The organism is Tahibacter sp. (assembly GCF_035481375.1).
GTDB lineage: Bacteria > Pseudomonadota > Gammaproteobacteria > Xanthomonadales > Rhodanobacteraceae > Tahibacter.
Genome location: NZ_DATIGT010000096.1, coordinates 1 through 22,161, shown reverse-complemented (window position 1 = coordinate 22,161; position 22,161 = coordinate 1). Strand labels below are relative to the sequence as shown.

The 22,161-nt window shown below is 68.3% G+C and carries 22 protein-coding genes; 15 read left to right on the top strand and 7 right to left on the bottom strand.

What is annotated here, in order from left to right; translation table 11 throughout:
• Positions 1 to 160 precede the first annotated feature (160 nt).
• The 3 genes from VLF18_RS05765 to VLF18_RS05755 all read left to right on the top strand — a co-directional run bounded on the left by VLF18_RS05765 (position 161) and on the right by VLF18_RS05755 (position 2,186).
• Positions 161 to 745 (top strand): hypothetical protein, encoded by a 585-nt coding sequence (locus tag VLF18_RS05765; RefSeq protein ID WP_325278662.1) that lies wholly within the window; start codon positions 161 to 163, stop codon positions 743 to 745.
• A gap of 54 nt (positions 746 to 799) precedes the next feature.
• Positions 800 to 1,738 (top strand): NUDIX hydrolase, encoded by a 939-nt coding sequence (locus tag VLF18_RS05760; RefSeq protein WP_325278661.1) that lies wholly within the window; start codon positions 800 to 802, stop codon positions 1,736 to 1,738.
• 163 nt (positions 1,739 to 1,901) lie between these two features.
• The gene (locus VLF18_RS05755) at positions 1,902 to 2,186 is read left to right on the top strand and encodes a hypothetical protein (protein WP_325278660.1); all 285 of its coding nucleotides are present in this window, start codon (positions 1,902 to 1,904) and stop codon (positions 2,184 to 2,186) included.
• Positions 2,187 to 2,213: 27 nt separating this feature from the next.
• On the opposite strand, the gene VLF18_RS05750 is transcribed toward VLF18_RS05755, so the two are convergent.
• Positions 2,214 to 2,807, bottom strand: coding sequence for a CGNR zinc finger domain-containing protein (locus VLF18_RS05750; RefSeq protein ID WP_325278659.1), 594 nt, complete (start codon positions 2,805 to 2,807; stop codon positions 2,214 to 2,216).
• A 74-nt stretch (positions 2,808 to 2,881) separates the two neighbouring features.
• On the opposite strand from VLF18_RS05750, the gene VLF18_RS05745 reads away from it, so the two are divergent.
• From VLF18_RS05745 to VLF18_RS05730, 4 genes are all read left to right on the top strand, one after another.
• Positions 2,882 to 3,415: a lipocalin-like domain-containing protein gene (locus VLF18_RS05745; RefSeq protein WP_325278658.1), complete on the top strand. Its 534-nt coding sequence runs from the start codon at positions 2,882 to 2,884 to the stop codon at positions 3,413 to 3,415.
• A 168-nt stretch (positions 3,416 to 3,583) separates the two neighbouring features.
• Positions 3,584 to 4,963 (top strand): choice-of-anchor Q domain-containing protein, encoded by a 1,380-nt coding sequence (locus tag VLF18_RS05740; protein ID WP_325278657.1) that lies wholly within the window; start codon positions 3,584 to 3,586, stop codon positions 4,961 to 4,963.
• Positions 4,964 to 5,101: 138 nt separating this feature from the next.
• Positions 5,102 to 5,374: a hypothetical protein gene (locus VLF18_RS05735; protein ID WP_325278656.1), complete on the top strand. Its 273-nt coding sequence runs from the start codon at positions 5,102 to 5,104 to the stop codon at positions 5,372 to 5,374.
• Between the two features lie 232 nt (positions 5,375 to 5,606).
• A complete protein-coding gene (locus VLF18_RS05730; RefSeq protein WP_325278655.1) occupies positions 5,607 to 6,035 on the top strand; it encodes a VOC family protein in 429 nt (142 codons plus the stop codon).
• Positions 6,036 to 6,240: 205 nt separating this feature from the next.
• Here VLF18_RS05730 and soxR read toward each other — a convergent pair whose 3' ends face one another.
• Entirely contained in the window at positions 6,241 to 6,678 is a 438-nt protein-coding gene (gene soxR / locus VLF18_RS05725) for a redox-sensitive transcriptional activator SoxR (RefSeq protein ID WP_325278654.1), read from the bottom strand.
• Positions 6,679 to 6,740: 62 nt separating this feature from the next.
• Between soxR and VLF18_RS05720 the strand changes: the two genes are divergently transcribed.
• A complete protein-coding gene (locus VLF18_RS05720; protein ID WP_325278653.1) occupies positions 6,741 to 8,207 on the top strand; it encodes an MFS transporter in 1,467 nt (488 codons plus the stop codon).
• Positions 8,208 to 8,265: 58 nt separating this feature from the next.
• Here the strand turns inward: VLF18_RS05720 and VLF18_RS23125 are convergent, their stop codons facing one another.
• Positions 8,266 to 8,667 carry a choice-of-anchor Q domain-containing protein gene (locus tag VLF18_RS23125; RefSeq protein WP_414717187.1) on the bottom strand — a complete coding sequence of 134 codons (402 nt, stop codon included), beginning with the start codon at positions 8,665 to 8,667 and terminating at the stop codon, positions 8,266 to 8,268.
• 472 nt (positions 8,668 to 9,139) lie between these two features.
• On the opposite strand from VLF18_RS23125, the gene VLF18_RS05710 reads away from it, so the two are divergent.
• The gene (locus VLF18_RS05710; protein ID WP_325278651.1) at positions 9,140 to 9,592 is read left to right on the top strand and encodes a thioesterase family protein; all 453 of its coding nucleotides are present in this window, start codon (positions 9,140 to 9,142) and stop codon (positions 9,590 to 9,592) included.
• Positions 9,593 to 9,775: 183 nt separating this feature from the next.
• Here the strand turns inward: VLF18_RS05710 and VLF18_RS05705 are convergent, their stop codons facing one another.
• A complete protein-coding gene (locus VLF18_RS05705) occupies positions 9,776 to 10,294 on the bottom strand; it encodes a MarR family transcriptional regulator (RefSeq protein WP_325278650.1) in 519 nt (172 codons plus the stop codon).
• A 95-nt stretch (positions 10,295 to 10,389) separates the two neighbouring features.
• On the opposite strand from VLF18_RS05705, the gene VLF18_RS05700 reads away from it, so the two are divergent.
• From VLF18_RS05700 to VLF18_RS05690, 3 genes are all read left to right on the top strand, one after another.
• Entirely contained in the window at positions 10,390 to 11,292 is a 903-nt protein-coding gene (locus tag VLF18_RS05700) for a CPBP family intramembrane glutamic endopeptidase (RefSeq protein WP_325278649.1), read from the top strand.
• A gap of 233 nt (positions 11,293 to 11,525) precedes the next feature.
• Complete coding sequence (locus VLF18_RS05695; RefSeq protein ID WP_325278648.1) at positions 11,526 to 12,377, top strand: hypothetical protein; 852 nt, start codon at positions 11,526 to 11,528, stop codon at positions 12,375 to 12,377.
• A 96-nt stretch (positions 12,378 to 12,473) separates the two neighbouring features.
• Positions 12,474 to 16,619 carry a hypothetical protein gene (locus tag VLF18_RS05690; protein WP_325278647.1) on the top strand — a complete coding sequence of 1,382 codons (4,146 nt, stop codon included), beginning with the start codon at positions 12,474 to 12,476 and terminating at the stop codon, positions 16,617 to 16,619.
• A 64-nt stretch (positions 16,620 to 16,683) separates the two neighbouring features.
• Here the strand turns inward: VLF18_RS05690 and VLF18_RS05685 are convergent, their stop codons facing one another.
• On the bottom strand, positions 16,684 to 17,781 hold the full coding sequence (locus VLF18_RS05685; RefSeq protein ID WP_325278646.1) for an NAD(P)/FAD-dependent oxidoreductase: 1,098 nt from the start codon (positions 17,779 to 17,781) through the stop codon (positions 16,684 to 16,686).
• Positions 17,778 to 19,655, bottom strand: coding sequence for a LodA/GoxA family CTQ-dependent oxidase (locus VLF18_RS05680; protein ID WP_325278645.1), 1,878 nt, complete (start codon positions 19,653 to 19,655; stop codon positions 17,778 to 17,780). The genes VLF18_RS05685 and VLF18_RS05680 overlap by 4 nt, the downstream gene beginning before the upstream one ends.
• Before the next feature lie 306 nt (positions 19,656 to 19,961).
• Between VLF18_RS05680 and VLF18_RS05675 the strand changes: the two genes are divergently transcribed.
• The 3 genes from VLF18_RS05675 to VLF18_RS05665 all read left to right on the top strand — a co-directional run bounded on the left by VLF18_RS05675 (position 19,962) and on the right by VLF18_RS05665 (position 21,793).
• Positions 19,962 to 20,765, top strand: coding sequence for a DUF5694 domain-containing protein (locus VLF18_RS05675; protein ID WP_325278644.1), 804 nt, complete (start codon positions 19,962 to 19,964; stop codon positions 20,763 to 20,765).
• Positions 20,766 to 20,837: 72 nt separating this feature from the next.
• Complete coding sequence (locus tag VLF18_RS05670; RefSeq protein WP_325278643.1) at positions 20,838 to 21,197, top strand: gamma-glutamylcyclotransferase family protein; 360 nt, start codon at positions 20,838 to 20,840, stop codon at positions 21,195 to 21,197.
• A gap of 176 nt (positions 21,198 to 21,373) precedes the next feature.
• Entirely contained in the window at positions 21,374 to 21,793 is a 420-nt protein-coding gene (locus tag VLF18_RS05665; protein ID WP_325278642.1) for a hypothetical protein, read from the top strand.
• Here the strand turns inward: VLF18_RS05665 and VLF18_RS05660 are convergent.
• A partial coding sequence (locus VLF18_RS05660) for a TOBE-like domain-containing protein (protein ID WP_325278641.1) occupies positions 21,760 to 22,161 on the bottom strand: 402 nt, incomplete at its 5' end. The genes VLF18_RS05665 and VLF18_RS05660 overlap by 34 nt on opposite strands.

The following is a 22,161-nucleotide window of genomic DNA, read 5'->3' as shown; positions in this document are numbered from 1 at the left end:
GCGACGCCGCCGCGCGCGATCCGTGCGCGACGTCTCCATTGGTCCCGTAAATCCCGCCAGACTTCGCCAGGACGGCGCGAACCGCTGTCTCCGTCCTGTACCCTTTTGCGTATTGGCGTCGAACTGTAACCGCCTGCCGTCTCAGTTCCGGAGAACCGTGATGTCCCTGCCCCGTCTGCTGCTCGCGCTCGCCCTGACCCTGCCCACGCCGGCGTTCGCCGGCCCGCGCGAAGACGTCCACGCGGCCTATACCCGCTTCCTCGCGGCCAAGAGCTTCCGCGCGACCGTCACCGATGTCGGCAAGGGGCAGCAGCTCTCGCAGATGGACTTCGTCGCGCCCGACCGCTACCACATCAGGAACGGCCAGGGCCAGATGGAGCAGATCCTCATCGGCGACGACGCCTACACGCTGATCGACGGCAAGCGCGTGAAGCTGCCGATGCCGATCAAGGTCGGCCGCATCGTCGGCCAGTACCGCAACCAGAGCACGCTCGACGAGCTCGCGCGCGATCTCGACGTCACCGCACTCGGCGACGACACGGTCGACGGCGCCGCGGCGAAGGTCTATGCCTACACCGTGACCGAGCCCGCCAAGAGCGACGTCAAGGTCTGGATCGCCGTCGCGACCGGCATGCCGATCCAGCTCGAATCCAGCGGCCGATTCATGGGCGTGAAATCGACGACGCGGCTGCGCTACTACGACTACGACGATCCGACGATCCGCGTGTATGCACCGGTGGAGTGACGCCGCCGGCATGTTCACCGCGGCGCACGAGTCAACTCCGCTATGCTCGCGGACATGCCCTCGCCCGCTGTCCATCTCGGTCTCGACGCCGTCATCTTCGCCGTGACCGCCGAAGCGCCGCGCATCCTCACGGTGCGCGACGCGGCGAGCACCGACGAAGCGCTGCCGTCGGGTCCGCTCGACCTCGAAGCCCACTCGACGCTCGAGCGCGGCGTGCGCGACTGGGTCGCCAAGCAGACCGGCCTCGCGCTCGGCTACGTCGAACAGCTCTACACCTTCGGCGACCGCTTCCGCGACCCGCGCGAACGCGCCGGCGGGGCACGCGTCATTGCAATGACCTACCTCGCGCTCGTGCGCGAGCAGGCACTGCCCGCCGGCCTCGGCGCGCAATGGCGCGACTGCTACGCCTACCTGCCATGGGAAGACTGGCGCCGCGGCCGCCCGGACCTCATCGAACGCGAACTCGCGCCGCGCCTGCACGCCTGGGCCGGCAGCGATGCGCGCAAGCACGAACGCGTCGACCTGACTTTCGGCCTCGACACCGCGCCCTGGGACCCGGAACGCACGCTCGAACGCTACGAACTTCTATGGGAAGCCGGTCTCGTCGCCGAAGCCGCGCGCGAACGCGACCCCAAATACGCCGCGGTGCCCGGCGGCGGCTTCGCCCTCGCGCTCGACCACCGCCGCATCCTCGCCACCGCGCTCGGCCGCGTGCGCGGCAAGCTCAAGTACCGCCCCGTCGTGTTCGAGCTGCTGCCGCCGGAATTCACCTTGCTGCAATTGCAACAAGTGGTCGAAGCGCTCAGCGGCAACCGCCTGCACAAGCAGAACTTCCGCCGCCTCGTCGAAAGCGCCGGACTCGTCGAAGGCACGGGCCGGCTCGCGACCGGCACCGGCGGACGACCGGCCGAACTGTTCCGCTTCCGTCGCGAAGTGTTCCGCGAGCGGCCGGATCCGGGCGTGTATTTTCCGGGGGCGTGGTGGAGCCGCTGAGCGGCGCCTGATCGCACATCGACCTCGCAGGGATCCGGACGCGCGTCCGTACGTATTGACCTCTGCCGCAGAACGCCGAGACCGCACCGACCGAATCGCTTGCGGTATATGCTCGCGCTTCCGCAACGCGGTCGCGCGACGGCCGCCCTACGAGTGATTGCTCATGCCCATCTTTCGCTGCCTGATGCGCGGAGAGAACTTCCCCGGCGCGCTGCTCGGAAAATCCGGACCGCTGGGCTTCTACGCGACGCGCTTCGTCGACGCCGAATCGCCGAAAGCTGCCGAACTGGCCGCGCTCGAACTCCTGCGAACCGACCCGTCGCTCGCCGTTCCGCCCGAGGCTCGCACGACGGACGCGAAGGTGTTCTTCGAGGCAATCGAGGCTCTGGAACCGGCGCATGAACGGGAAAGCGGCCGCGGGTTTACGTTTTTCCCGATGGAGACATAACCGGCAGCCGGTGTCGCCTGATGCCGCTCATGAGCCCCCCTCTTCCGCCCGCCGACGCCGCCGGAACTCGGCAACCTTCGCCTTGTTGCCGCAGGCGGACATCGAACACCAGCGGCGATCGCCCGAGCGCGACGTGTCGATGAAATAGATCGCGCACGTCGGCGACTGGCATTGCCGGATCGCAATGGCCCGGCTGCCGAACAGATGAATGGCGTCGCGGGCCAGCGTCGACAGCAATTGCGCGACGGATCCCTTCAACTGCGCCGTGCCGTCGGCGCGCAGCGCCGGCGCCGCCGCCGGCGTCTTTGCGGTCCGGTTGAGCACCTTGCACGCACTCACGCTCAGCGCCGCCGCATCGCGCTCGCCGGCCAGCACGTAGATCGCCTCGCGCAGCGCACGCGCGGTGCGCAGATCCGCGTCGTCGGCGCCCGGCGACGACGCGACGAGGCCGGCCGCAACGATCCAGCGATCGAGATCGCGCGGCGTCGCGAGCAACTCCTGCGGTGCGGACGAGAGCCTTGCGCGCAGCGTGGCGGTCAGGTCGAGGACAGCCGTGCCGCCGCGATAGCGAAAGCCGTCCCGGTCTTCCGGCGGCGTGGCCGGTATGCGATGCGTTGCCATGGGTAACCATATTGACAGGTTATGCGGCCGACGCAATCATGCGTAACCCGTCAGATCGGTTACAGGAGTGCGTCATGAAACCGCTGCTCGTCTCGCTCTGCGCATCCGCGACACTGTTCGTGAGCACGACCGTCGTCGCCGACAGCGGCATCGACGCCGCTCATCCGCTCGAAGGCACCTGGACGATGACCCAGGCCTACGAGATCCATCCCGACGGCTCGCGCACGACGAACTACGGCGAGCATCCGATCGGACGACTCATCGTCGACGCGGCCGGACGCTACAGCCTGCAGATCTTCCGGCCCAGTCGGCCGGCGTTCGCCAGCGGCGACAAGACACGCGGCACGGCGGAGGAATACCGGCAGGCATCCGTCGGCTCGAGCACGCATTTCGGCCGCGTCGCCGTCGATGCGGGCAAACACCAACTCACCTTCGACCTGCAGGCCGCCTCGTTCCCGAACTGGGAAGGCAAGCGCCAGGTGCGCGACTACACGCTCGACAACGACGTGCTCAGCTACGCGGTTCCGGCGAGCGCGTCGGGCAGCGGCGTCGTTGCGTATTCGGTATGGCGCAGAGAGCGCGGTCCCGTTCGCGCGCCGTCAACGTAGTTCGCCACACGAACGCGCCGGCGAAAGCCGCCGTTTCGTCAGCATGACGCTGTCATCGGCAGGGACTTGCCGCGCACCCGGTTCGCCCGGAAGAATGCGCGACAGCTCCGGTGCGGACTCGGCCACAGGCATTGCACCGGCGCCGGCCTCTCACGACAGGACTTGCCCATGACCGTCATCGCTCGCCGCCTTTTCACCGTGGGCGCACTCGCCCTGCTCGCCGTTTTCTCAACCGTCAGCGCAGCGCCGCAGCAACCGGCGACACCGCGAACCGCGTTCTCCGTGACGACCACCGACGACAGCGGAGCCGGCAGCCTGCGCCAAGCGATGCTCGACGCGAACGCCGACACCAGCGGGGCCCACACGATCACGTTCGCCGTGACCGGTACGATCAATCTCCTGAGCGCGTTACCGACGATCACGCAACCGATGACGATCGCCGGTCCCGGTGCGAATCAACTGACGATCTCCGGCAACAACACCTTCGGCATCTTTTCACTGCAAAACACGCTGTCGATCAGCGGGGTCACCGTGCGCGGCGGGCATGCGCCCAACATCGCCTTCAGCGGCGGCTTCCAGGCCGGCGCGAGCCTGACCGTCGACAACTGCGTGATTCGCGACAACACCTCCGGCGGCGGCACCGGCAGCGCGATCGCCGTCTTCACCGGTACGACGACCGTCACCAACACGCTGTTCACGAACAACACCGGCAACATCCTGATGCACGCCGGCAACGTCAGCGTCAGCAACACGACGTTCAGCAACAACGTGGCCCAGGCCGTCTACTACTTCCCCGACAGCGGCCCCGCGTCCGCCACGCTGCAGAACGTGACGATCGCCGACCAGGGCAATGCGATCTTCTTCGACGGCCGCTTCGGCGCGATGAGCCTGACCATCGGCAACACCATCCTCGCGAGCACCAACGTCAACGCGGTCTCGGTCGGCACGACCGTGCCGACCATCACCTCGCTCGGCGGCAACATCGTCGACGACGCCACGCTGGCGATCGCCGGCCCCGGCGATCTGCTCAACACCCCGCCCGTGCTCGCGCCGCTCGCGAACTACGGCGGACCGATCGCGACGCACGCACTGCTGCCCGGCAGCCCGGCCATCGATCACGGCGTCGCCGCCGGCGCACCAGCCGCCGACCAGCGCGGCATTGCGCGGCCGCAACTCGCCGCCGTCGACACGGGCGCCTACGAATCGCGCGGCTTCGCGATCGCGCTGAGCGGCGGCAACAACCAGATCGCGATGCTGAATTCCGCGTTTGCGAATCCGCTCGCCGTGGGCGTTACGGCAAATGTCGCGGGCGAACCCGTCGATGGCGGACTCGTGACATACGTACCGCCCGCCAGCGGCGCGACCGCCGCGCTGTCGCCGAATCCCGCAACGGTCAGCGCCGGCGTCGCCGGCACGACGGCAACGGCGAACGGCACGCTCGGGACTTACGTCGTCACGGCCAGCGCCGCGGGTGCTTCCGGAACGGTGAGTTTCAATCTGGAAAACAGCACGACGCCGGTGACGCTGCAGGCGTTTGACGTGGAGTGATTGGCGTCGGCCTGCGGTGATTGCAGGCCGCCGACCAATGAGAGCGAGCAAATCGATTTGCTGCGCGCCGAACGCTTCTGACGCGTCCGGCCGCCGTGAACGGAGATGAGTCTGAAACTGAGCCAGCTCCACGACGCCGTGCTGGTCGACGTCCGCTTCGACTGGGCGGCGCGCTCGTGCCGCCTCGACTTTGCGGGCTCAGCGCTTCGCGACGGAGCATTCTCGATCACCTTTACGCGAGTCAGCGAACTCGTGGTTCCGGCGCTGCGTCCCTGGGGCCCGTCATCCGCGGTCCTTGAAGCGAACGAGCGTGACGGATGCCGGTATGAAATCGTCATGCAGTCGGGCGATACGATCGTCGTGGTCGCAGACGGACCACCGAGCACCGACTCGATCGCCGCGTCCGATTGATCCGCGCCGGCGCACGGATGAACCGCTCGGGCGAGCGGCGCCACGAACGCCGACGCGCCTACAAATAAAACTGTTCCGTTGTGTGCATTGGCAGCCACAGTATTGCTGGGCACGTTGCCCCGAACACCTGATCCTCACGCCACGCACGCGACCATGGCGGGACACGTGTTCGTCACTGCCGCGTCGGCTTTCCGACGAAAACTGCCGCAATCCACAACAGGACAAACTCATCATGGAAACGCAGGAACTTCACCGCGGACGCCTGATCGATCACATCCAGCTCGTGGTCAGCGACCTCGCTGCTTCACAGCGGTTCTACACCGCCGTCTTCGAGGCCCTGGACATTCCGATGAGCGGCACGGGCAAGGACCATTTCTGGGCCGACGAACTCTTCATTTCCACGCGTGACAGCAAGGCCGCGCAAGGTCAGTTGACCGGTCGCCATCATCTGGCGTTCCAGGCGAAGAACCGCGAGGTCGTGGATGCGTTCTACAAGGCCGCACTGGCCAGCGGTGGAACGGACAACGGCAAGCCCGGCGAGCGCGACTACCATCCCGGCTACTACGCAGCCTTCGTGCTCGATCCGGACGGCAACAATGTCGAGGCGGTCTATCACGGAGAGGCCAAGCGCAGCGCCGAGTCGGTGCGGATCACGTTTTGAGCGGATGCGGCCCGTGCGCAGCGGCCAGTAGACGCGTTCTGGTGCAGATCCGTTTCGATGGCGACCAGCTCGACCGATCGCTGGCTCGTGGCTGCACCAGGATTGCCGCGCATCTGAATTCTTGTGCTCGGCGCCGTTGCGGAAGTCGTTTGAAAACTGGCTCGCGTCGCTTTTTTTTCGCCAGATCAAACCGAACGACGAAACATCACCCCAGCAACCGCCGCGGCCCAGCCCCCTCCGCCGACATTTCATCACCCGGATTGCGCAACGCACACCGCCGGATCGACAGACAACCGCAGCCGATGCAGTCGGCCAGCATGTCGCGCAGTCGCACGAGTTCGGCGATGCGCGCATCCAGATCGTCGCGCCAGAAGGCCGACAGGCGCGTCCAGTCCGCGCGCGTCGGCGTGCGATTGGCCGGCAGCGTCTCCAGCGCTTCGGCAATCGTCCGCAGCGGCAGGCCCACGCGCTGCGCGACCTGGATCACCGCGAGCCGCCGCAGCGTGTCGCGTGTGTAGCGGCGCTGATTGCCCGACGTGCGCGTGCTGACGATCAGTCCCTGCTTTTCATAGAAATGCAGCGCCGAAATCGCAAGGCCGCTGCGGCGCGCGACCTCGCCCACACCCAGCGTCGAACCGGCCATCGCTTGACCTCAAGTTTAGTCGAGCTTTGATACTCGCAGCCCCTTCGCTGCCGGCGCAAGCGATGTACGAACAGGCTCCGCGCAATTCCGCTGCACGACGTGCCGCCGACGCGCGGCCGGTTTCCGACGAAGCGGACGCATCGCCGCCCGGCACCGTGCCGGTCGTGTCCGACGATCGGCTGCTCGGACCGCGCTATCGCGCGCCGACGCTCGGCGTCGTCGGTCTCGTCTCGCTGATCGCGCTGGAAGCGCTCGCCGTCGCGACCGTCATGCCGCAGGCCGCCACCGACCTGCACGGCCTGTCGCTGTATGGCTTCGTCTTCGGCGGACCGCTCGCCGCCTCGATGCTCGGCATGGTCGCCGCCGGACGCTGGAGCGATCGCCGCGGACCGCTGCGGCCGCTCTGGGCGGGCGTCGCCGGCTTCGTGTCGGGCCTGGTCGTCGGCGGCATCGCTCCGGACATGACCTGGCTGCTGTTCGGACGTCTGATCGCCGGGCTCGGGTCGGGGCTGCTGTCGGTGTCGCTGTACGCGCTCGTCGGACGGCTGTATCCCGCGACGCTGCATGCACGCGTGTTCACCGCGTTTTCCGCGGCCTGGGTGCTGCCGTCGCTGCTCGGTCCCGGCCTCAGCGGACTCGTCGCCGACGCGTTCGGCTGGCGCTGGTCGCTGCTCGGCGTCGCGCTGCTGACGCTGCCCGCGGCCGCGCTGCTCAAACGTATCGCGTTGACGCCGCCCGGCGCACACGCGCACATGCGCCATGCGGCCCGCCCGCTGCTGTGGGCCATGGGCGCGGCAGCGAGTGCCTTGATGCTGCACGTCGTCGGCCAGCACGGTTCCGACCCGCACGCGATCGGAGCGACCCTGTCGACGGCGTGGTGGCTGATGCCTGCGGCACTCGCGTTACTGCTGCTTGCCGCGCAGCGCCTGCTGCCGGCCGGCACGCTGACCGCGCGCGCCGGACTTCCTGCGGCCATCGCGCTCAACGGACTCGCGCAGGCCGCGTTCTTCGCCGCCGAAGCGTTCCTGCCGCTGCTGCTGTTTCGCGAGCGCGGCCTGTCCGTCGGCACGGCCGGTCTCGTGCTGTCGGCCGGCGCGGTGACGTGGTCCGCAGGCGCCGCATGCCGCGGCGCCGTCGGCGCGCGCGTCGGCACGGTGATGCTGCTGCGCATCGGCCTGAGCGGCGTGGCCATCGGCATCGCGTTGTCCGCGGCTGCGCTACTCACCACGGCGCCGATCGTCACGGCAACGGCCGGCTGGATCGTCGCAGGCGCCGGCATGGGCCTGATCTCGCCGACGCTGTCGGTCATGACGCTGGCGCTGTCGCCGCCCGAACGCCACGGCGAAACCGGCGCCGCGCTGCGACTGAGCGCGGCGCTGTCGACGACGTCCGCGCTCGCGCTGGGCGGCCTGCTGTTCGCGGCGCTGTTGCCGGTTTCGGCATGCGCGGCCTATCTGAGCAGCATGGGGCTCGCGGCGGCGCTCGCGGTGTCCGGCGTCGTCATCGCCGGGCGCACGAAGCCGGCATGATGTGGACATTGTCGCGTTTAAAACTTTATCCGCCGCGGGAAAGCGGGGCGATGGCCCGTCACCGCCCCGCTTCGCGATTCGCGACATTCGGACGTGCGTCGCCTCGTTCGAATCCGTCGCCAAACGACACACCGGAAAATTCGAACGCACCGACATCGCGAACCGCACCGCCGTTGCCGTTGCCGTTGCCGCTGCCGTCGATCGGACGCGCGACGCCGCGCTGATCGACGGCTTCGCACTGGCTGTCGTTGCCGGGATCGACCGCAGGGTTCGTTCGATCGAGCGCCAGCGTCAGCGCCTGGCCGCCGTTGTCGCGAGCATGCCGACGCCGCGAACCGCGACGGTGGATTGATCGCCGGCATGGCTCAAATAGAGTAGCCTTGGGCTTCCGCTCCACAGTGAGCGGACGAGATCCTAGACTGCCATGGAGCCGGCGGCGGACGAAGAAATCGAGGGCCATGCCAATGCGGTGACGCGCAATACGAGTCACCGGAGAGACAATTGCATTGTTTGTTTGCCACTGCACCGAGTGTCAACGCCAGGCAGCGCAGCGCCTTCGGAATGGCACTATGGATCGAAAGCTACACGAAGGAAGTACTTACCGGTTCAACCGGCTCATAGGCGCGAACCATGCCTTCTGGCAAGCGACTTCTCGGAGAATTCTGCCGTTCTTGCGAAACACGCCTCTTCCGCCAGGTGGCAGGGCAGTCCAAGGTCATGAACGTTGAGCCGGCACGCTCAATAGCAGCCAGTCGCTCGATTCCGCGGCTCATATGCGGACTCAAAGTGCGCAGCCCTGGGTGCGGATACCTCGGGGCGCGCTGAAGTACTCGCCCCCCGGATTTTGAAGCCATATTTGAATCGTGACGGGTCCGGAAGAGCAAATTCAGCTGCCTCTAAACTATCGCTGTGGCGACATACTTCAGAGAGACATGTTCAAGACAAGCCGACGCGTTCTTTTTGGCGATTGCGATCCTGCCGGGGTAGTTTATACACCTCGCATTGCTCACTATGTCGTTGAGGCCTGCCTCGATTTTCAGACGCACCTGCTCGGCGCCCCCGCGCCTCGATCTTTTTTCGCGCTGGGCATCCTGCCTCCCGCAAGGAACCTGTGCATCGATTTCCTGGCGCCTTTGCACTACGACGAAGAGATCGACATCGTCGTCAGCGTTTCTTCAATGGGCGCAACCTCTTTTACCTGTTCGCTGATCGCAGCGAAGCAAGATGGAAACATCGCATTCAAGGCCACCTTTACCCAGGTCTGCGTGGATCCCTCCACAAAACGTCCAATCGCCATACCGCAGCCCCTTGCATCCGCGTTGCAAATTAATTGCCCGGAGCAAAATAGGGAGAACTCGGGCGGCCAAGGAAAGCCTGCAGAATGACCACGAACCTCGTGCGCATCTCCCCGACTCGCTGACCCGCTGACTCGCTTGTCGACCCAGCCTCACGCTGATACGCATCGGCGTGATCGAAGCCTTGTTGCTTCGGCGGGAGCGGAGCGCAGGGGGCTTCCGTGGCTTCGTTCCGGCGCAATGCGCTGCGCTTATTGCGCCCTACGCGAGCGCCTACGCTTCGAGTCCTATCCCGAGCTTCTTGAGCAGGCCCGCCAGCCGCACGCATTCGCTTTCGGACAACACCGCGAGGGCTTCCGCGGCTTCCCGGAAGCGCACGGCGATCGCCTTGTCGATGAGCTTGCGGCCTTCGCTCGTGAGTTCCGCGGCACTGGAGCGGCGATCGTTCGGGTCGGCGACGCGCGCGATCAGGCCGTTGCGTTCGAGGCGGTCGAGGCAGGCGGTCATCGCGCCCGAGGTGATCAGCACCGAGTCGCGCAGTTCGGTCGGCGTGCGGCGGTACGGCTTGCCGCCGCGGCGCAGCGTCGCGAGTACGTCGAGGTCGGTGTAGTGGAGGCCGAGCGGCTTGAGCGCCGCGTTCGCGCGCGCTTCCAGGTGCCGGCCGATGCTGAGCAGGCGGCCGACGACGGCCATCGCGGCGGCATCGAGTTCGGGACGTTCGGCCTGCCATTCGGCGAGCAGGCGATCGGTGCGGTCGGCGTTCCCGCCGTTGGATTCGTGCTTCTTCGCCATGGCGGCTCCGGGTGGCATGACGAGAGAAATATTGACATCAAGTATCTTGATGTCAAGATAAATACGAAACCCCTCTTTGCTTGTGCGAGACCGCCGTGAAACACCTATTCCTCGACTCGAACGATCGCCTGCGCAACGGCTGGTGGGTTGCGATCTTCATCGCGCTGATGTTCGCGAGCCGTTTCGTCTACACGCCGGCCAGCCGCGCGCTGCAGGATCTCGGCGTGACGCAGGACTGGCTCGAACCGCTGCGTTTCGGTCTTCTGCTGCTCGTCACCTGGATCTGCGTGCGGCTGCGCAAGGACAAACTGTCGAGCGTCGGCTTCGTGCTGAACGCGCGCTGGGCGCGCGAACTCGGCATCGGGCTGGCGTTCGGCATCGCGTCGGCGCTGCTCGCGGTCGCGATGATCTGGCTGGCCGGCGGCGTGCGCTTCGAACTCGACCCGGCGCGCAGCGTGTCGATTCTTCTCTATGGCGTCTACTTCCACGCGTTCGTCGCGCTGTTCGAGGAAACCCTGTTCCGCGGCTTCGCGTTCCAGCGCTTCGTCGACGGCGCAGGCCCCTGGATCGCGCAGATCGTGCTCGGGCTCGTGTTTGCGACCAGCCACTGGGGCAACCCGGACATGGACGGCATCACCTTGATCATCGCGACCGTCGAGCTGTTCCTCGGCGCGGTCATCCTCGGCCTCGCCTACCTGCGCACGCGCAGCCTCGCATTGCCGATCGGCCTTCATTTCGGCTGGAACTGGCTGCACGGCTATGGGCTCGGCCTCGGCGTCAGCGGCGTCGAACACGCGGGCTGGCTGCGCCCGCTGCTGCAGGACGTGCCCACCTGGGTGAACGGCGGCCGCTTCGGGCCCGAGGCGAGCGTGTTCGCGATCGTCACCGATCTTGCGGCGATTGTTCTGTTGTGGAAATGGAAAGGGCTGTCGCCCCGGCCGTCGGCCCAGAACCGACCCGGCCCGGCACCGGAGACTCGCGCGCCGGCCGCGATCTGACAGCCGACGGCGCAACCCTCGAACGCGACGGACTGCTCCGGCACGCATCGCGTCCCGCATCGCGTCTTTGCGCCGATCCACGGCACGCACTCTCGGCGCCGTGAGAGAAAAATGGCCATCGCACCACTTTGCACATGACGCGAAAAGGGGCTTTTCGCGCTGCCTGCCGGCCGTCGCCGCAATGCACGCCGCCGGCGGTCGATGGTCTTGCCGTGCCTGTCCGGAGATCTGCCATGGAATCGCATTCGCTGCATGCCGTCGGCGTGTTCCGACGTCTCTTCGCACGCCCGCGCGGCGGTGTTGCCGTGCCGGTGCCGGCGCTTTTTCTCGCGCTGGCGGTCGCGAGTCCCGCGCCAGCGCAGGACCCGCAGGCCGCAACGAACCTCGCGCGTCCCGAGCTGCGCGCGCCGGCCGCAGCGCCGCGCGCGGCGGTCGGCAGCGTCGTGCGCGCGCCGCGTGCGGCCCATGCCGGCCCTGACGCGCCGAAGCCGCAGCTGATCTGCGACTTCGTCTGCGATCCCTACGCACCCGGCCACGTGATTGCGCGGATTGCGTTCCCGGAACGGCTCGCGCAGTCGGCGCAGGTGCGTCTTGATGTCGCCGCCGGCACCGACGCGCTGCAACAGGGCGATTTCGGCAGCGTGCCGCTGCGCGCGGTGCCCGAGGCGCGCCTGCAGCCCGGCACGAAACTGGAAGCGGAACAGGTGCGTGCGCGGGTCGAGCCGGTCTACTTCGACAACGTGCGCGATCACCGCGTCGTGCCGCGCGATCCGGCACTCGAGCCGCAGCGGCTGAAGCAGTTCCAGCGCATGGCGCCCGCGGTCGCCGCCGCGCAGGCGCCGGCGGACCTGCGCGAAGCGCTGGAGCGCGACGCGCGCCTCGGCGCGATCGAGCAGATGCGCGTGATCGCGCAGGGCGCCGAGCAGCACCGCGGAACGGAGCAGCGCAGCGTGATCGTCGAAGGCATGCAGCCCGGGCTCGCCTACGAAATCCGTCTCGTCGACGACAGCGGCGGCGAAGCCGAGCGGCTCGACGAGAACCTGTGCCCGGTTCCGGTCTGCCCGGCCGACTACCGGAATCCCTGACGGCGCGCGGCGCCGCGGATGTTCGACAAGGAACGGTCGCCGCCGCGTCGCGCGGCAGCGCACCGCGATGGATCGATTTGCGGGGGAGGATCAGCCATGACCACCGTTTCATGCACATTCGGCGCGCCGACGTCCGGCGCGCGCGTTTCATCCACGCACGCGCACCGGCGTTTCGTCGCGCCGGCCGCGGCCGTCGTCGGACTGGCCGCGCTGTTCGCGGCGACGGTCGCGACGGCGCAGAGCAGCTGGCGCATCGACAACATCAGTCCGGCCAGTTCCGATCGCGACGGCAGCGATCCGAACAGCGCAAGCGGCGGACGCGTCAACAAGATCGCAACGCATCCGACGAGCAACCAGATCTATTTCGCGGCCAGCGAATGGGGCGGCCTGTTCCGCACCGGGGATGCGGGCCGCAACTGGGCCTACGTGCCCGGACATCGCCCCCAGGCGCTCTGGGACGTGAAGTTCAATCCGTCGAATGCGCTCGTGCTCGTGGCGACCTCGCGCTACGACGGCAAGACCACGCCGGATTCCGGCATCAGTGTCAGCCGCGACGGCGGTGTGACGTGGTCGGTTCCGGCGACGGCGCGTCCGGCCGCCGGCGACTGCCGCTTCGCGGTCGATCGCACGGAGCCCGAAGGCTTCGGCATCGCGTTCGATCCGGCGAATGCGAATCGCATCTACGTCGGCACGGGCTGCGGCATCGCGATCAGCACCGACAACGGCCTGACCTGGGACTTCGTGGATCCGACGCCGGCGACGCCCGGCGGCTCGCGCGTCTGGGACGTCGAGGTGCATCACGGCGTCGTCGACGTCTGCGGCGCCGATGGCCACCAGCGTTCGAGTGACAACGGCGCGACGTTCGTCGCGGGCGCGGTCGAGGTCGGCGGCACGTGCTCGCTCGCCGCGTCGCCCGACGAGGCCAATGTGATATTCCGCGTCGTCGGCACGCAGATCTTCGAGAGCCGCGACGGCGGCGCGAGCTGGCCGACGACGTTCACGAACCCGGGCCCGCAGGGGCGCATTCCGTTCGTCAAGGTGAACGACCGGCCGGGCGCCGCGTTCGATCTGTGGTTCGGCGACACGCAGCTGTTCCGCGCCGCGTGCACGACGCCGGCGAACACGGGTTCGACCGCGCAGCGCTGTCCCGCAAGCGGCGGCTGGAGCAACGCGCAGAACGGCAGCCATTGGGATGTCGGCGACATCGTGTTCAATCCGGCCGGCGGCGTCGGTGCCTGCCCGACGCTGTTCTCCAACGACGGCGGCATCTATTTCAACCAGCGCACGGGCGCGGACTGCCACGATCCGCGCTGGGAACAGCCGACGACGTCGGTCAGCGCGCTGTGGCTCTGGGACATGGACGGAAACGAGCGCGCGAACCTCGGCGAGGAAGGCGTGTATCTGGGTCAGCAGGACTCCGGCGCGTTCGGCACGCGCGACGGCGGCAAGAGCACGCTCGACTGGAACAGCCCGAGCTGCTGCGACGTGTTCGACGTCGAAGCCGAAGCCGCGCGCGTGGTGTATTCGATCTGCTGCTTCAACGGCGGGCGCGCGACGCGCCTGTTCCTCGACGACGACAGCATGGACGGCGGCAGCGAAATTCCGACGTATCCGCCGGGCAATCTGCGCAGTTTCCAGGACCAGGGATCGCTGACGCACTACGCCGCGAACAGCTACGCGGTGGTCACGAGCGGCGGCGTGTTCTTCACGACCAACATCGGCGCCGGCACGGTCACCTGGCAGTCGCTCGGCACCGGCGCGCCCGCCGATGCCTGCGGCATCGTGCCTTCGCGTGCCGGCGCCACGGCGGTGTTCTATCTGCGCGGCGGCAATTGCTCGGTCGGCGGCACCGGCTCGCTGTGGCGGCACGACGGCGCCACGACGACCGGCGCGTGGACCCAGGTGCGGCGCAACGGCGTCAGCCAGTTCGGCGTATTGGCGATCGACCGCAACGACGCCAATCACATCGTGGCGAGCGATCTCGCCGCGGCTGCGCCGCAGATGGTGCGCAGCACCGACGGCGGCGCGAGCTGGGCGGCGCTCGCGGGCATCGACGCGCTGCTGACCGGCAACGGCGCGTTCGTCGCGGAAGTGCAGCAGGGTCCGGGCGGCGGCGGCTATCCGCAGGCATCGCTCGCCGCGATCAGTCCGCTCGATCGCAATGTCTTCGTCGTCGGCGGCCAGGATTCCGGGCTGTACTACTCGGCCGACGCGGGCGCCAACTGGACGCTGCTGACCGATCCGGTCAGCAACGCGAGTCTGCGTCCGCACATTTCGCGGCCGCTGTTCGCGCATTTCGAGACGCTCGGCAGCCAGCGCAGCAATTTATACATTGGCGCACGCGGCCGCGGCGCGTGGCGCATCGCGATCGATCAGGAGAATCGCTGGGCCGGCGCGATCTGGCGCGGCACCGGCGCGGCGTGCAGCGGCGAGAGCTGCCCGGGCTGGCAACGGCTCGACAACAACATCCGCACGACCGATATCGCCGCGGCGTCGGACCGGCTGTATCAGCTGCACTACGACGGCGCGATCTGGCGCTCGACCGGCGCGGCCTGCACCGGCGAGAACTGTCCCGGCTGGCAGCGGCTCGACAACAACGCCCGCAGCATCGCGATCGTCGCCGGCGGCAGCAATCTGTTCCAGCTGCACAACGACGGCACGATCTGGCGCTCGACCGGCGGCGCCTGCAGCGGCGAGAGCTGCCCGGGCTGGCAGCGGCTCGACAACAACCCGGCAACCGTCGCGATAGCCGCCGGCGGCGCCAAGCTGTTCCAGCTGCACCGCGACGGGCGGATCTGGGAATGGACCGGCCAGCCCTGCGCCGGCGACAGCTGCCCGCACTGGCGCCAGCTCGACAACAACCCGCGCACGACCGCGATCTGGACGACGAATGGGCAATTGTTCCAATTGCACGCGGACGGACGCATCTGGCGCTCGACCGGCGCGGCCTGCGCCGGACAGAGCTGTCCCGGCTGGACGCTGCTCGACAACAACCCGGCGACGGCCGATCTCAGCGTCAACGGCGGCACGCTGTTCCAGCGCCATCGCAACGGCATGATCTGGCGTTCGACCGGTGCCGCCTGCGCGGGCGAGAGCTGCCCCGGCTGGCAGCGTCTCGACAACAACCCGCGCACCGGCGCGATCGCCGGCGGCGTCTATCAGGATCACCACGACGGACGCATCTGGCGCGCGACCGGCACGCCGTGCAGCGGCGAGAGCTGCCCCGGCTGGACGCTGCTCGACAACAACCCGCGCAGCAAATTCAGCCTCGCGGCCGACGGCGACGACGCGCGCGTCTATCAGCTGCATGCGCCGAAGCTGTATCAGCTGCACAGCAACGGCGCGATCTGGCAATCGATCGGCGGCGCCTGCAGCGGCGAGTCCTGTCCGTCGTGGCAGCGGCTCGACAACAATCCGCAGACGCGCGCGATCGCCGCGAGCGGCGGCAAGGTGTATCAATTGCATGCCGGCGGGCGCATCTGGCGCTCCACCGGCCGGCCCTGCGCCGACGAGAGCTGCCCGGGCTGGGAACTGCTCGACAACAATCCGCGCACGGTCAAGATCGTGTCGTCGGCCGGGCAGTTGTTCCAGCTGCACAACAACGGACAGATCTGGCGCTTCACGGGACGCACCTGCAGCGGCGAGAGTTGTCCGGGCTGGGTGAGACTCGACAACAACGCGGCGACGCGCGACATCGTCACCGGCGGCGGCCAGCTCTATCAATTGCACAATGGCGGTCGCATCTGGCGCTGGACCGGCGTCAACTGCAACGGCGAATCGTGCCCGGGCTGGACGATGCTCGACAACAATCCGCGCACGGCTCGCATCGCCGCGGGCGGCGGACTGCTGCATCAGCTGCACAGCGACGGCAAGATCTGGACGCACACCGGCGTCGCCTGCACGAACGAGTCCTGCCCGGGCTGGCGCATGATGGACAACAACCCGCGCACGACCGACCTCGTTGCGGGCGGTCGCGAGCTGTACCAGCGGCACAGCGACGGCCGCATCTGGGAATCGACCGGCGTCGCGTGCACGGGGACCTCGTGCCCGGGCTGGAGAATGCTCGACAACAATCCGCGCACGCGCGCGCTGGCCGGCGCCGGCGGCCTGCTCTATCAGCTGCACGACAACGGCGCGATCTGGCGCAGCGACGGCCGCAGCTGCAGCGGCGAATCGTGTCCGGGCTGGGCGCGGCTCGACAACAATTCCCGGACGGTTGCAATCGTGCCCGCCGAAGACTGACGATGTGACGCGAGCGGAATGAGTGCCGGCGGCGCGTCTCGACGCGCCGCCGGCACTGTCCGTTTCAGTACGACGCGCGTCGCGACCAGAACGCGCGATGCGCGAAGCGCACCGGCCCCGCATACGTATCGCGCAAGCGGTTCCGATAGTGCGCATGGACGGCGCGCATCTCGCCGGCAAACGCCGCGTGCGCCGCGATCGCATCGTCACGCGCGATCGCATTCGCCGCACTCTCGGCCGACGCCAGCGCGTGAAAGAGGCCCTGCGACGCGACCGGATCGAACGACAGCCCGGCGTCGCCGATCGCGAGAAACCCGGTCGCGCCGTGCGCGCCGGCTCCGCCGTCGAGCACGGCGCTGCCGGCCGGCCGCGCGTGCACGGCCGCATCCGACGCGTCGGGCAGCACGTCGGCGAGCACCGCGAGTCGGCGCGCCTTCGCGAGCAGATTCGACGCGACCCGAAGCGTGCGCAGTTCGGCATCGCCGGCATCGAGATGAAACGCGAGCACGCGTCGCCCGTCGGGCACGCGCACGCTGTACCACCAGCCGTTGTCGTCGGCGCCGATGCGCGTGCACCGGTCGTCGTCGTCCGGATCGGCCGGCAGGTAGGCGTGCAGGCAGATCAGTTCGTCCTCGACGCGGCGCGCGATGCCGAGCTGGCGCGCGATCGCGGCGCTGCGGCCGGTCGCGTCGATCAGCAGCGGCGCGCGGTGAACACCGCCGCGCGCACCGCCGGCAACCGTCCATCGATCACCGTCGCGCGCGATCCGCAGCGTGCCGGCGTCATCGAGGAGCACCGCACCGGCCGCGACGGCCGTATCGCGCAGATCGCGATCGAAGCGGTTGCGGTCGAGGTGCCAGCCCGGGCCGTTCGGGTCACGCAGATGATCGAACCAGACCGGCTCGTCGCTGTCCCACTGCGACACGGTCGCGCCGCGCTCGGCGTGGCCGGCGGCGGCGAAGCGTTGCCAGGCGCCGCAGCGCTGCAGCACTACGCGTGCGGCACCGGGCAGCGATTCGCCGATGCGCGGCGCCGTTGCCGCGTCGCGCAGCGGCGCACGATCGAGCAGCAGTACGCGGCGCTGCGGACACAGACGGCAGGCCAGCGCCGAGCCCGCAGGCCCGGCGCCCACGACGATCGCGTCCCACTCGCCGTCGCTCACGCGCGATCGGGCCCCTGCGTCGGCGTGCCGAGCATCGCGATCTTGCGCATGGTCGTGTCGGTCGCCACGCGTTCGGCCTCGCTCATGTCCTTGCCGCCGCGGTCCTCGACCTGCATCACCGGCGGGAAGTCCGGATCGTCGGCGATGCCGGGCCGCACTTCGACGATGCCCTGCCGGTCGAAGTGCCTGACCATGTTCACGAGCTGGTTCGAATAGCCGACGCCGAGCGTGCGGTCCCAGTCCGAGCGGTCGTTGAACGCGGCCAGGCGCTGATCGCGCGGCAGCTTGAGATTCATGACCTTTCGGTAATTTTCCACACTGAGCACCTGGTTCGGCACGCGCGCGGGCCAGAACGTCGGCAGGTAAGGATCGTAGTTCGGCTGATAGCCCGAGCGGCAGCTCGCCGTGTCGGTCTGCCAGGGAATCGCCATCCAGCGCGTGATGGATCCGGGGAACTGCGCGTAGAGCGGACCGTTGTAGGACGTCGCCTCGCCCGGCGTCAGCGTCGTGCCGTAGTCGGGCTCGGGGTTGTCCTTCGCGCGATGCCGCCAGCGATACGGTTCGAGATACATGGTCGCGTGGCGCACGGGCCAGGTCATCTCGCAGCCCGGATGAAACGCGTCGGCGAGACAGAATTCCAGCGCGGCGCGATCGAGCATCGCCGGCTGTTCGGCGACCGGCACCTGATCGATGCTGCGCGGCGGCTCGGCCGCGGAGTCGTAGTCGGAAATGAAATTCCCCTCGGCCCACTGGTCGAGCAGCGCGAGCTGCGTCGTCGTCATCGCGGTCATCGCGCGCGGGATCGGCGGCATCGGCACGTCCATCGCATCGCCGTAGACCCAGGGCCAGGGTTTCTGCGAGACGTCCAGATCGAGCGGATTGCGGAACGCGTTCGCGACGGTGCGGCGGAGCTCCTTGTAGGTGTCGCCGGGCATCGACAGCTTGCGCAGGTAGTTCGCGTCGCCGAAATACTGCGGCATGCCGTAGCCGAAGCCCGCGGCGAAACCGGCGTTCATCCACTGCAGGTCGCTGAGCGCGCGGAAGATGGGCAGGAGATCGTGCGTGAATGACGGCCGCGTCGGCGCCGGCAGCTGGCCGGCCTGGATCGACATGTCGGTCATCAGCGCATACATCGTGCGCACGGATTTCTGCTGCGGACCGTAGTTCGGCGGCGCGACGACGACCCAGGCCGGCGCGACGTCGAGTTCCCTGCCGTCGAGCCGCACGCGCGCGGTCACGGGGCCGTCGCTGGTATCGTCGTACCAGCCGTCGTTGTTCGCGAACGTGACCGGCGGCTTGTTGTCGATCGACGCCGACTTGCCATGGCCGCCGAACACGAGCAGGCGGCCCTGCGCGTCGGTGCGCAGTTCGCCGAGTTCGACCGGGGTGCCGAGGAACTTGCCGCCGTCGAAGCGGTATTTCTTGCCCTGCGTGTCAGGCTTGCCGATGCTGCGCGGGCCCGGCGTGATGGACAGCTTGCCGCGCTCGGGCACCGGAACGTTCGCGTTGCGGCGCGTCGATGCGGGCGCGGTCAGCGCTTCGGGAATGTCGAGCGCGAGCTCGAAGTTGTACCAGGCGGCCTTGTGGTTCGCGAGTTCGACGGTCCACTCGATCTCGACGTCCTCGCCCATCCGCAGTTCGCGCACGACGCGGCCGGAGCCGTCGTAGCCGTAGATGCGGAACTGCGCGACCTCGCGCTTGAGCGCACCGCTTCCATCGCGGTAGTAGCCCGGCGGCTCCGGAGCGGGATCGACGACCTGCGGACCGATGTAGTAGCCGTCGTCCTTTCTGGAATTGCCGACGCGGGCGATGCCGATCGACGGATGGATCTTCGCGTAGACGATGCGTTCGTCCGGCTTCTTGCTGCGACTCATGAGCCCCCTCCGCTGCGTGTGTGAGCACCCGCATCGACCGGGACGGATCGCGGGCCGGCCGACTCTGGCGCGAACCGCACAGACCGTCAAGCAATGTTTACATTGCAGCGAATGCTCTCAATTTATCTTCGCGACATTGATCGTCCGGGGCACGGTTTTCCGCTAAAGAGCCGCCGAACGGCGGCCTGCCCGGTCGCCGGCGGACAGCCGTTAAACCCTGCCGGCCACTGTCGCATCGAACGGACACCCGGGAGTACCGTCCTCGCGTCCGCGAACGGCTCCCCGACGTTCGTTCCGGAGATATCGATGCTCATTCGCCGCCTGTGCCGGTTCGGCCTTTGCCTGCTGCTCGTCCCGCCCGCGTCCCTCGCCGAGCCCGCGCCGGCGCCCGTCGACGTGATGATCGTCGGCGTGTTCCACATGTCCAACCCCGGCAAGGACATCCACAACCTGAAGGTCGACGACATGCTGTCGCCGGCGCGGCAGGCCGAGATCGCGGCCGTCACCGAAGCGCTCGCGCGGTTTCGGCCGAACCGCATCGACGTGGAATGGCCGAAGGCCGTCGTCGAGGAGCGCTACGCGAAGTACCTCGACGGCAGCCTGCCGCCGTCGCGCAACGAAGTCGTGCAGCTGGGCTTCCGGCTCGCGAAGGACGCCGGGGCCAAGTCCATCCACGGCATCGACGTCGACGGCGATTTCCCGTACGAGGCACTGAAGACCTACGCCGACGCGAACGGGTTCGGCGCACTGCTCGCGGCGCAGGGCGCGATCTACGACCGCCAGAACGCCGAGCAGGAGCGTCTGCTCGCAAGCAAGGGCGTCGGAGCGGCGCTGCGTCATCTCAACGACCCCGCGCGGCTTCGCAACGACAATTTCTTCTATCGCACGGCGCTGCGCATCGGCGCCGGCGATACGCAGCCCGGCGTCGATCTGCTGACCGCGTGGTACCGCCGCAATTTCCTGATCTGCGCCGAACTGCTGCAGCGCTCGCAACCCGGCGATCGCATCGTCGTGTTCTACGGCGCGGGACATTCGTTCCTGCTGCGGCAGTGCGTGGCCGAAACGCCGGGGTTCCGGCTCGTCGAAGCGATCGACTATCTGCCGAAGTAGTCGCGCGCACAGCATCGACGCCGCGGTTGCACTGACGCAGAATCGCCGCTGCCCCCGGCATCGGCGACGTGCGTGACGCATCGGCTTTTCGTCTATGGAACGCTCGCGCCGGGACGGCCGAACGAACACGTGCTCGCGAGCGTTCCGGGCACCTGGGAGCCCGCCTGCGTGCGCGGCATCCTGCTCGCCGAAGGCTGGGGTGCGGCGGTCGGCTATCCGGGCATCGTGCTCGACGAGCGCGGCGACGACGTCAACGGTTTCGTCTTCACTTCCGAAGCGCTTGCGGATCACTGGGCGCGGCTCGACGCGTTCGAAGGCGACGGCTATCGGCGCGTCGTGACGACGGCGCGGCTCGCGGACGGACGATCGGTCGAGGCCTTCGTCTACAGCCTCAGCGACGCGAGCGTGCCGCCGGGATTTCCGCACACCTGAGCCCTGGACAGGCGCGCTACGCAGTGCGCGCCTGTTTCGTGAGGTAGGGCAGCAGCAGAAAACGGCGAGCGCGCCGGCAACGACGGCTTCGAGCCGGATGAACGCGTTGATGCGCAGACCGATGCTGCAGATCGACGCGTAGTTGCAGTGACCGAGCGTCAACAGATTGCGAAGGCGTGCGCGGCTTTCTCGCGATGCGCCGCGAGGTGCTGCTGCGCTCGCAGTTCCGCGTCGGCTGTCCGGTCATGGCCGCCGCCGTCGAAGAACCGATCGACGACACCGCCGACGACGCCCTGCGCGCGGCGGCCGAGGTGTTCGACGCCTGGGAACGTCAGCGCGTCGCTGCGCCGAAGGCGAACGGCTGCGAGCGCAAGGCCGCCGCGGAACTCGCGACGCTCCTCATCGCCAGCCTCGACGGCGCCATCGTGCTTTGCCGCGCGACGCAGCATCGTGCCGTTCGATCGCGTGGCGAAGTGGATAGAGGGGGCGGTGGCGGCGGTGTCGTTGCGGCGTGGCGTGGCGGGTGGGCCGAAGGCAACCGCCGGATCGAGCAACTGGTTATTCACCGCCAGCGCGCCAGCGCCGCCTGCCCATAGCGCGGATGCACGACACGGCGTCGCGCAGCATCCGGTTCGCCGGATTTTCCGTCGAGCGGGAACAGGGTCAGGTGACGCGGCTGCACGGTAACCTGCATGCCGGCCTGCAGCGCGCGGCGCTGGGCTTCTTCGCCGCCGAGTTCGGCTTCGAGGGTCTGGCCGAGCGACGGCACCTCGAGTTCGAGGTGGGCGACGCTGCCGGCGAGGTAGACATGGCGCAAGGTCGCGCGCCAGCCGGAGTCGAGCGCGGTCGGCGTCAGCGCGAGATGTTCGGGGCGCACATAGGCGACGGCGCTGCCGTCGGCGACGCCGTCGAGATCGTCGGTGTCGAAGCGCTGGTCGCCGCCGACGACGCGGCCGTTGTGGAT

Bases quoted from the DNA above. Each gene is read 5' to 3' on its own strand.
- VLF18_RS05765 (WP_325278662.1), top strand. From the start codon at position 161: ATGTCCCTGCCCCGTCTGCTGCTCGCGCTCGCCCTGACCCTGCCCACG.
- VLF18_RS05760 (WP_325278661.1), top strand. From the start codon at position 800: ATGCCCTCGCCCGCTGTCCATCTCGGTCTCGACGCCGTCATCTTCGCC.
- VLF18_RS05755 (WP_325278660.1), top strand. From the start codon at position 1,902: ATGCCCATCTTTCGCTGCCTGATGCGCGGAGAGAACTTCCCCGGCGCG.
- VLF18_RS05750 (WP_325278659.1), bottom strand. From the start codon at position 2,807: ATGGCAACGCATCGCATACCGGCCACGCCGCCGGAAGACCGGGACGGC.
- VLF18_RS05745 (WP_325278658.1), top strand. From the start codon at position 2,882: ATGAAACCGCTGCTCGTCTCGCTCTGCGCATCCGCGACACTGTTCGTG.
- VLF18_RS05740 (WP_325278657.1), top strand. From the start codon at position 3,584: ATGACCGTCATCGCTCGCCGCCTTTTCACCGTGGGCGCACTCGCCCTG.
- VLF18_RS05730 (WP_325278655.1), top strand. From the start codon at position 5,607: ATGGAAACGCAGGAACTTCACCGCGGACGCCTGATCGATCACATCCAG.
- soxR (WP_325278654.1), bottom strand. From the start codon at position 6,678: ATGGCCGGTTCGACGCTGGGTGTGGGCGAGGTCGCGCGCCGCAGCGGC.
- VLF18_RS05720 (WP_325278653.1), top strand. From the start codon at position 6,741: ATGTACGAACAGGCTCCGCGCAATTCCGCTGCACGACGTGCCGCCGAC.
- VLF18_RS23125 (WP_414717187.1), bottom strand. From the start codon at position 8,667: ATGGCCCTCGATTTCTTCGTCCGCCGCCGGCTCCATGGCAGTCTAGGA.
- VLF18_RS05710 (WP_325278651.1), top strand. From the start codon at position 9,140: ATGTTCAAGACAAGCCGACGCGTTCTTTTTGGCGATTGCGATCCTGCC.
- VLF18_RS05705 (WP_325278650.1), bottom strand. From the start codon at position 10,294: ATGGCGAAGAAGCACGAATCCAACGGCGGGAACGCCGACCGCACCGAT.
- VLF18_RS05695 (WP_325278648.1), top strand. From the start codon at position 11,526: ATGGAATCGCATTCGCTGCATGCCGTCGGCGTGTTCCGACGTCTCTTC.
- VLF18_RS05690 (WP_325278647.1), top strand. From the start codon at position 12,474: ATGACCACCGTTTCATGCACATTCGGCGCGCCGACGTCCGGCGCGCGC.
- VLF18_RS05680 (WP_325278645.1), bottom strand. From the start codon at position 19,655: ATGAGTCGCAGCAAGAAGCCGGACGAACGCATCGTCTACGCGAAGATC.
- VLF18_RS05675 (WP_325278644.1), top strand. From the start codon at position 19,962: ATGCTCATTCGCCGCCTGTGCCGGTTCGGCCTTTGCCTGCTGCTCGTC.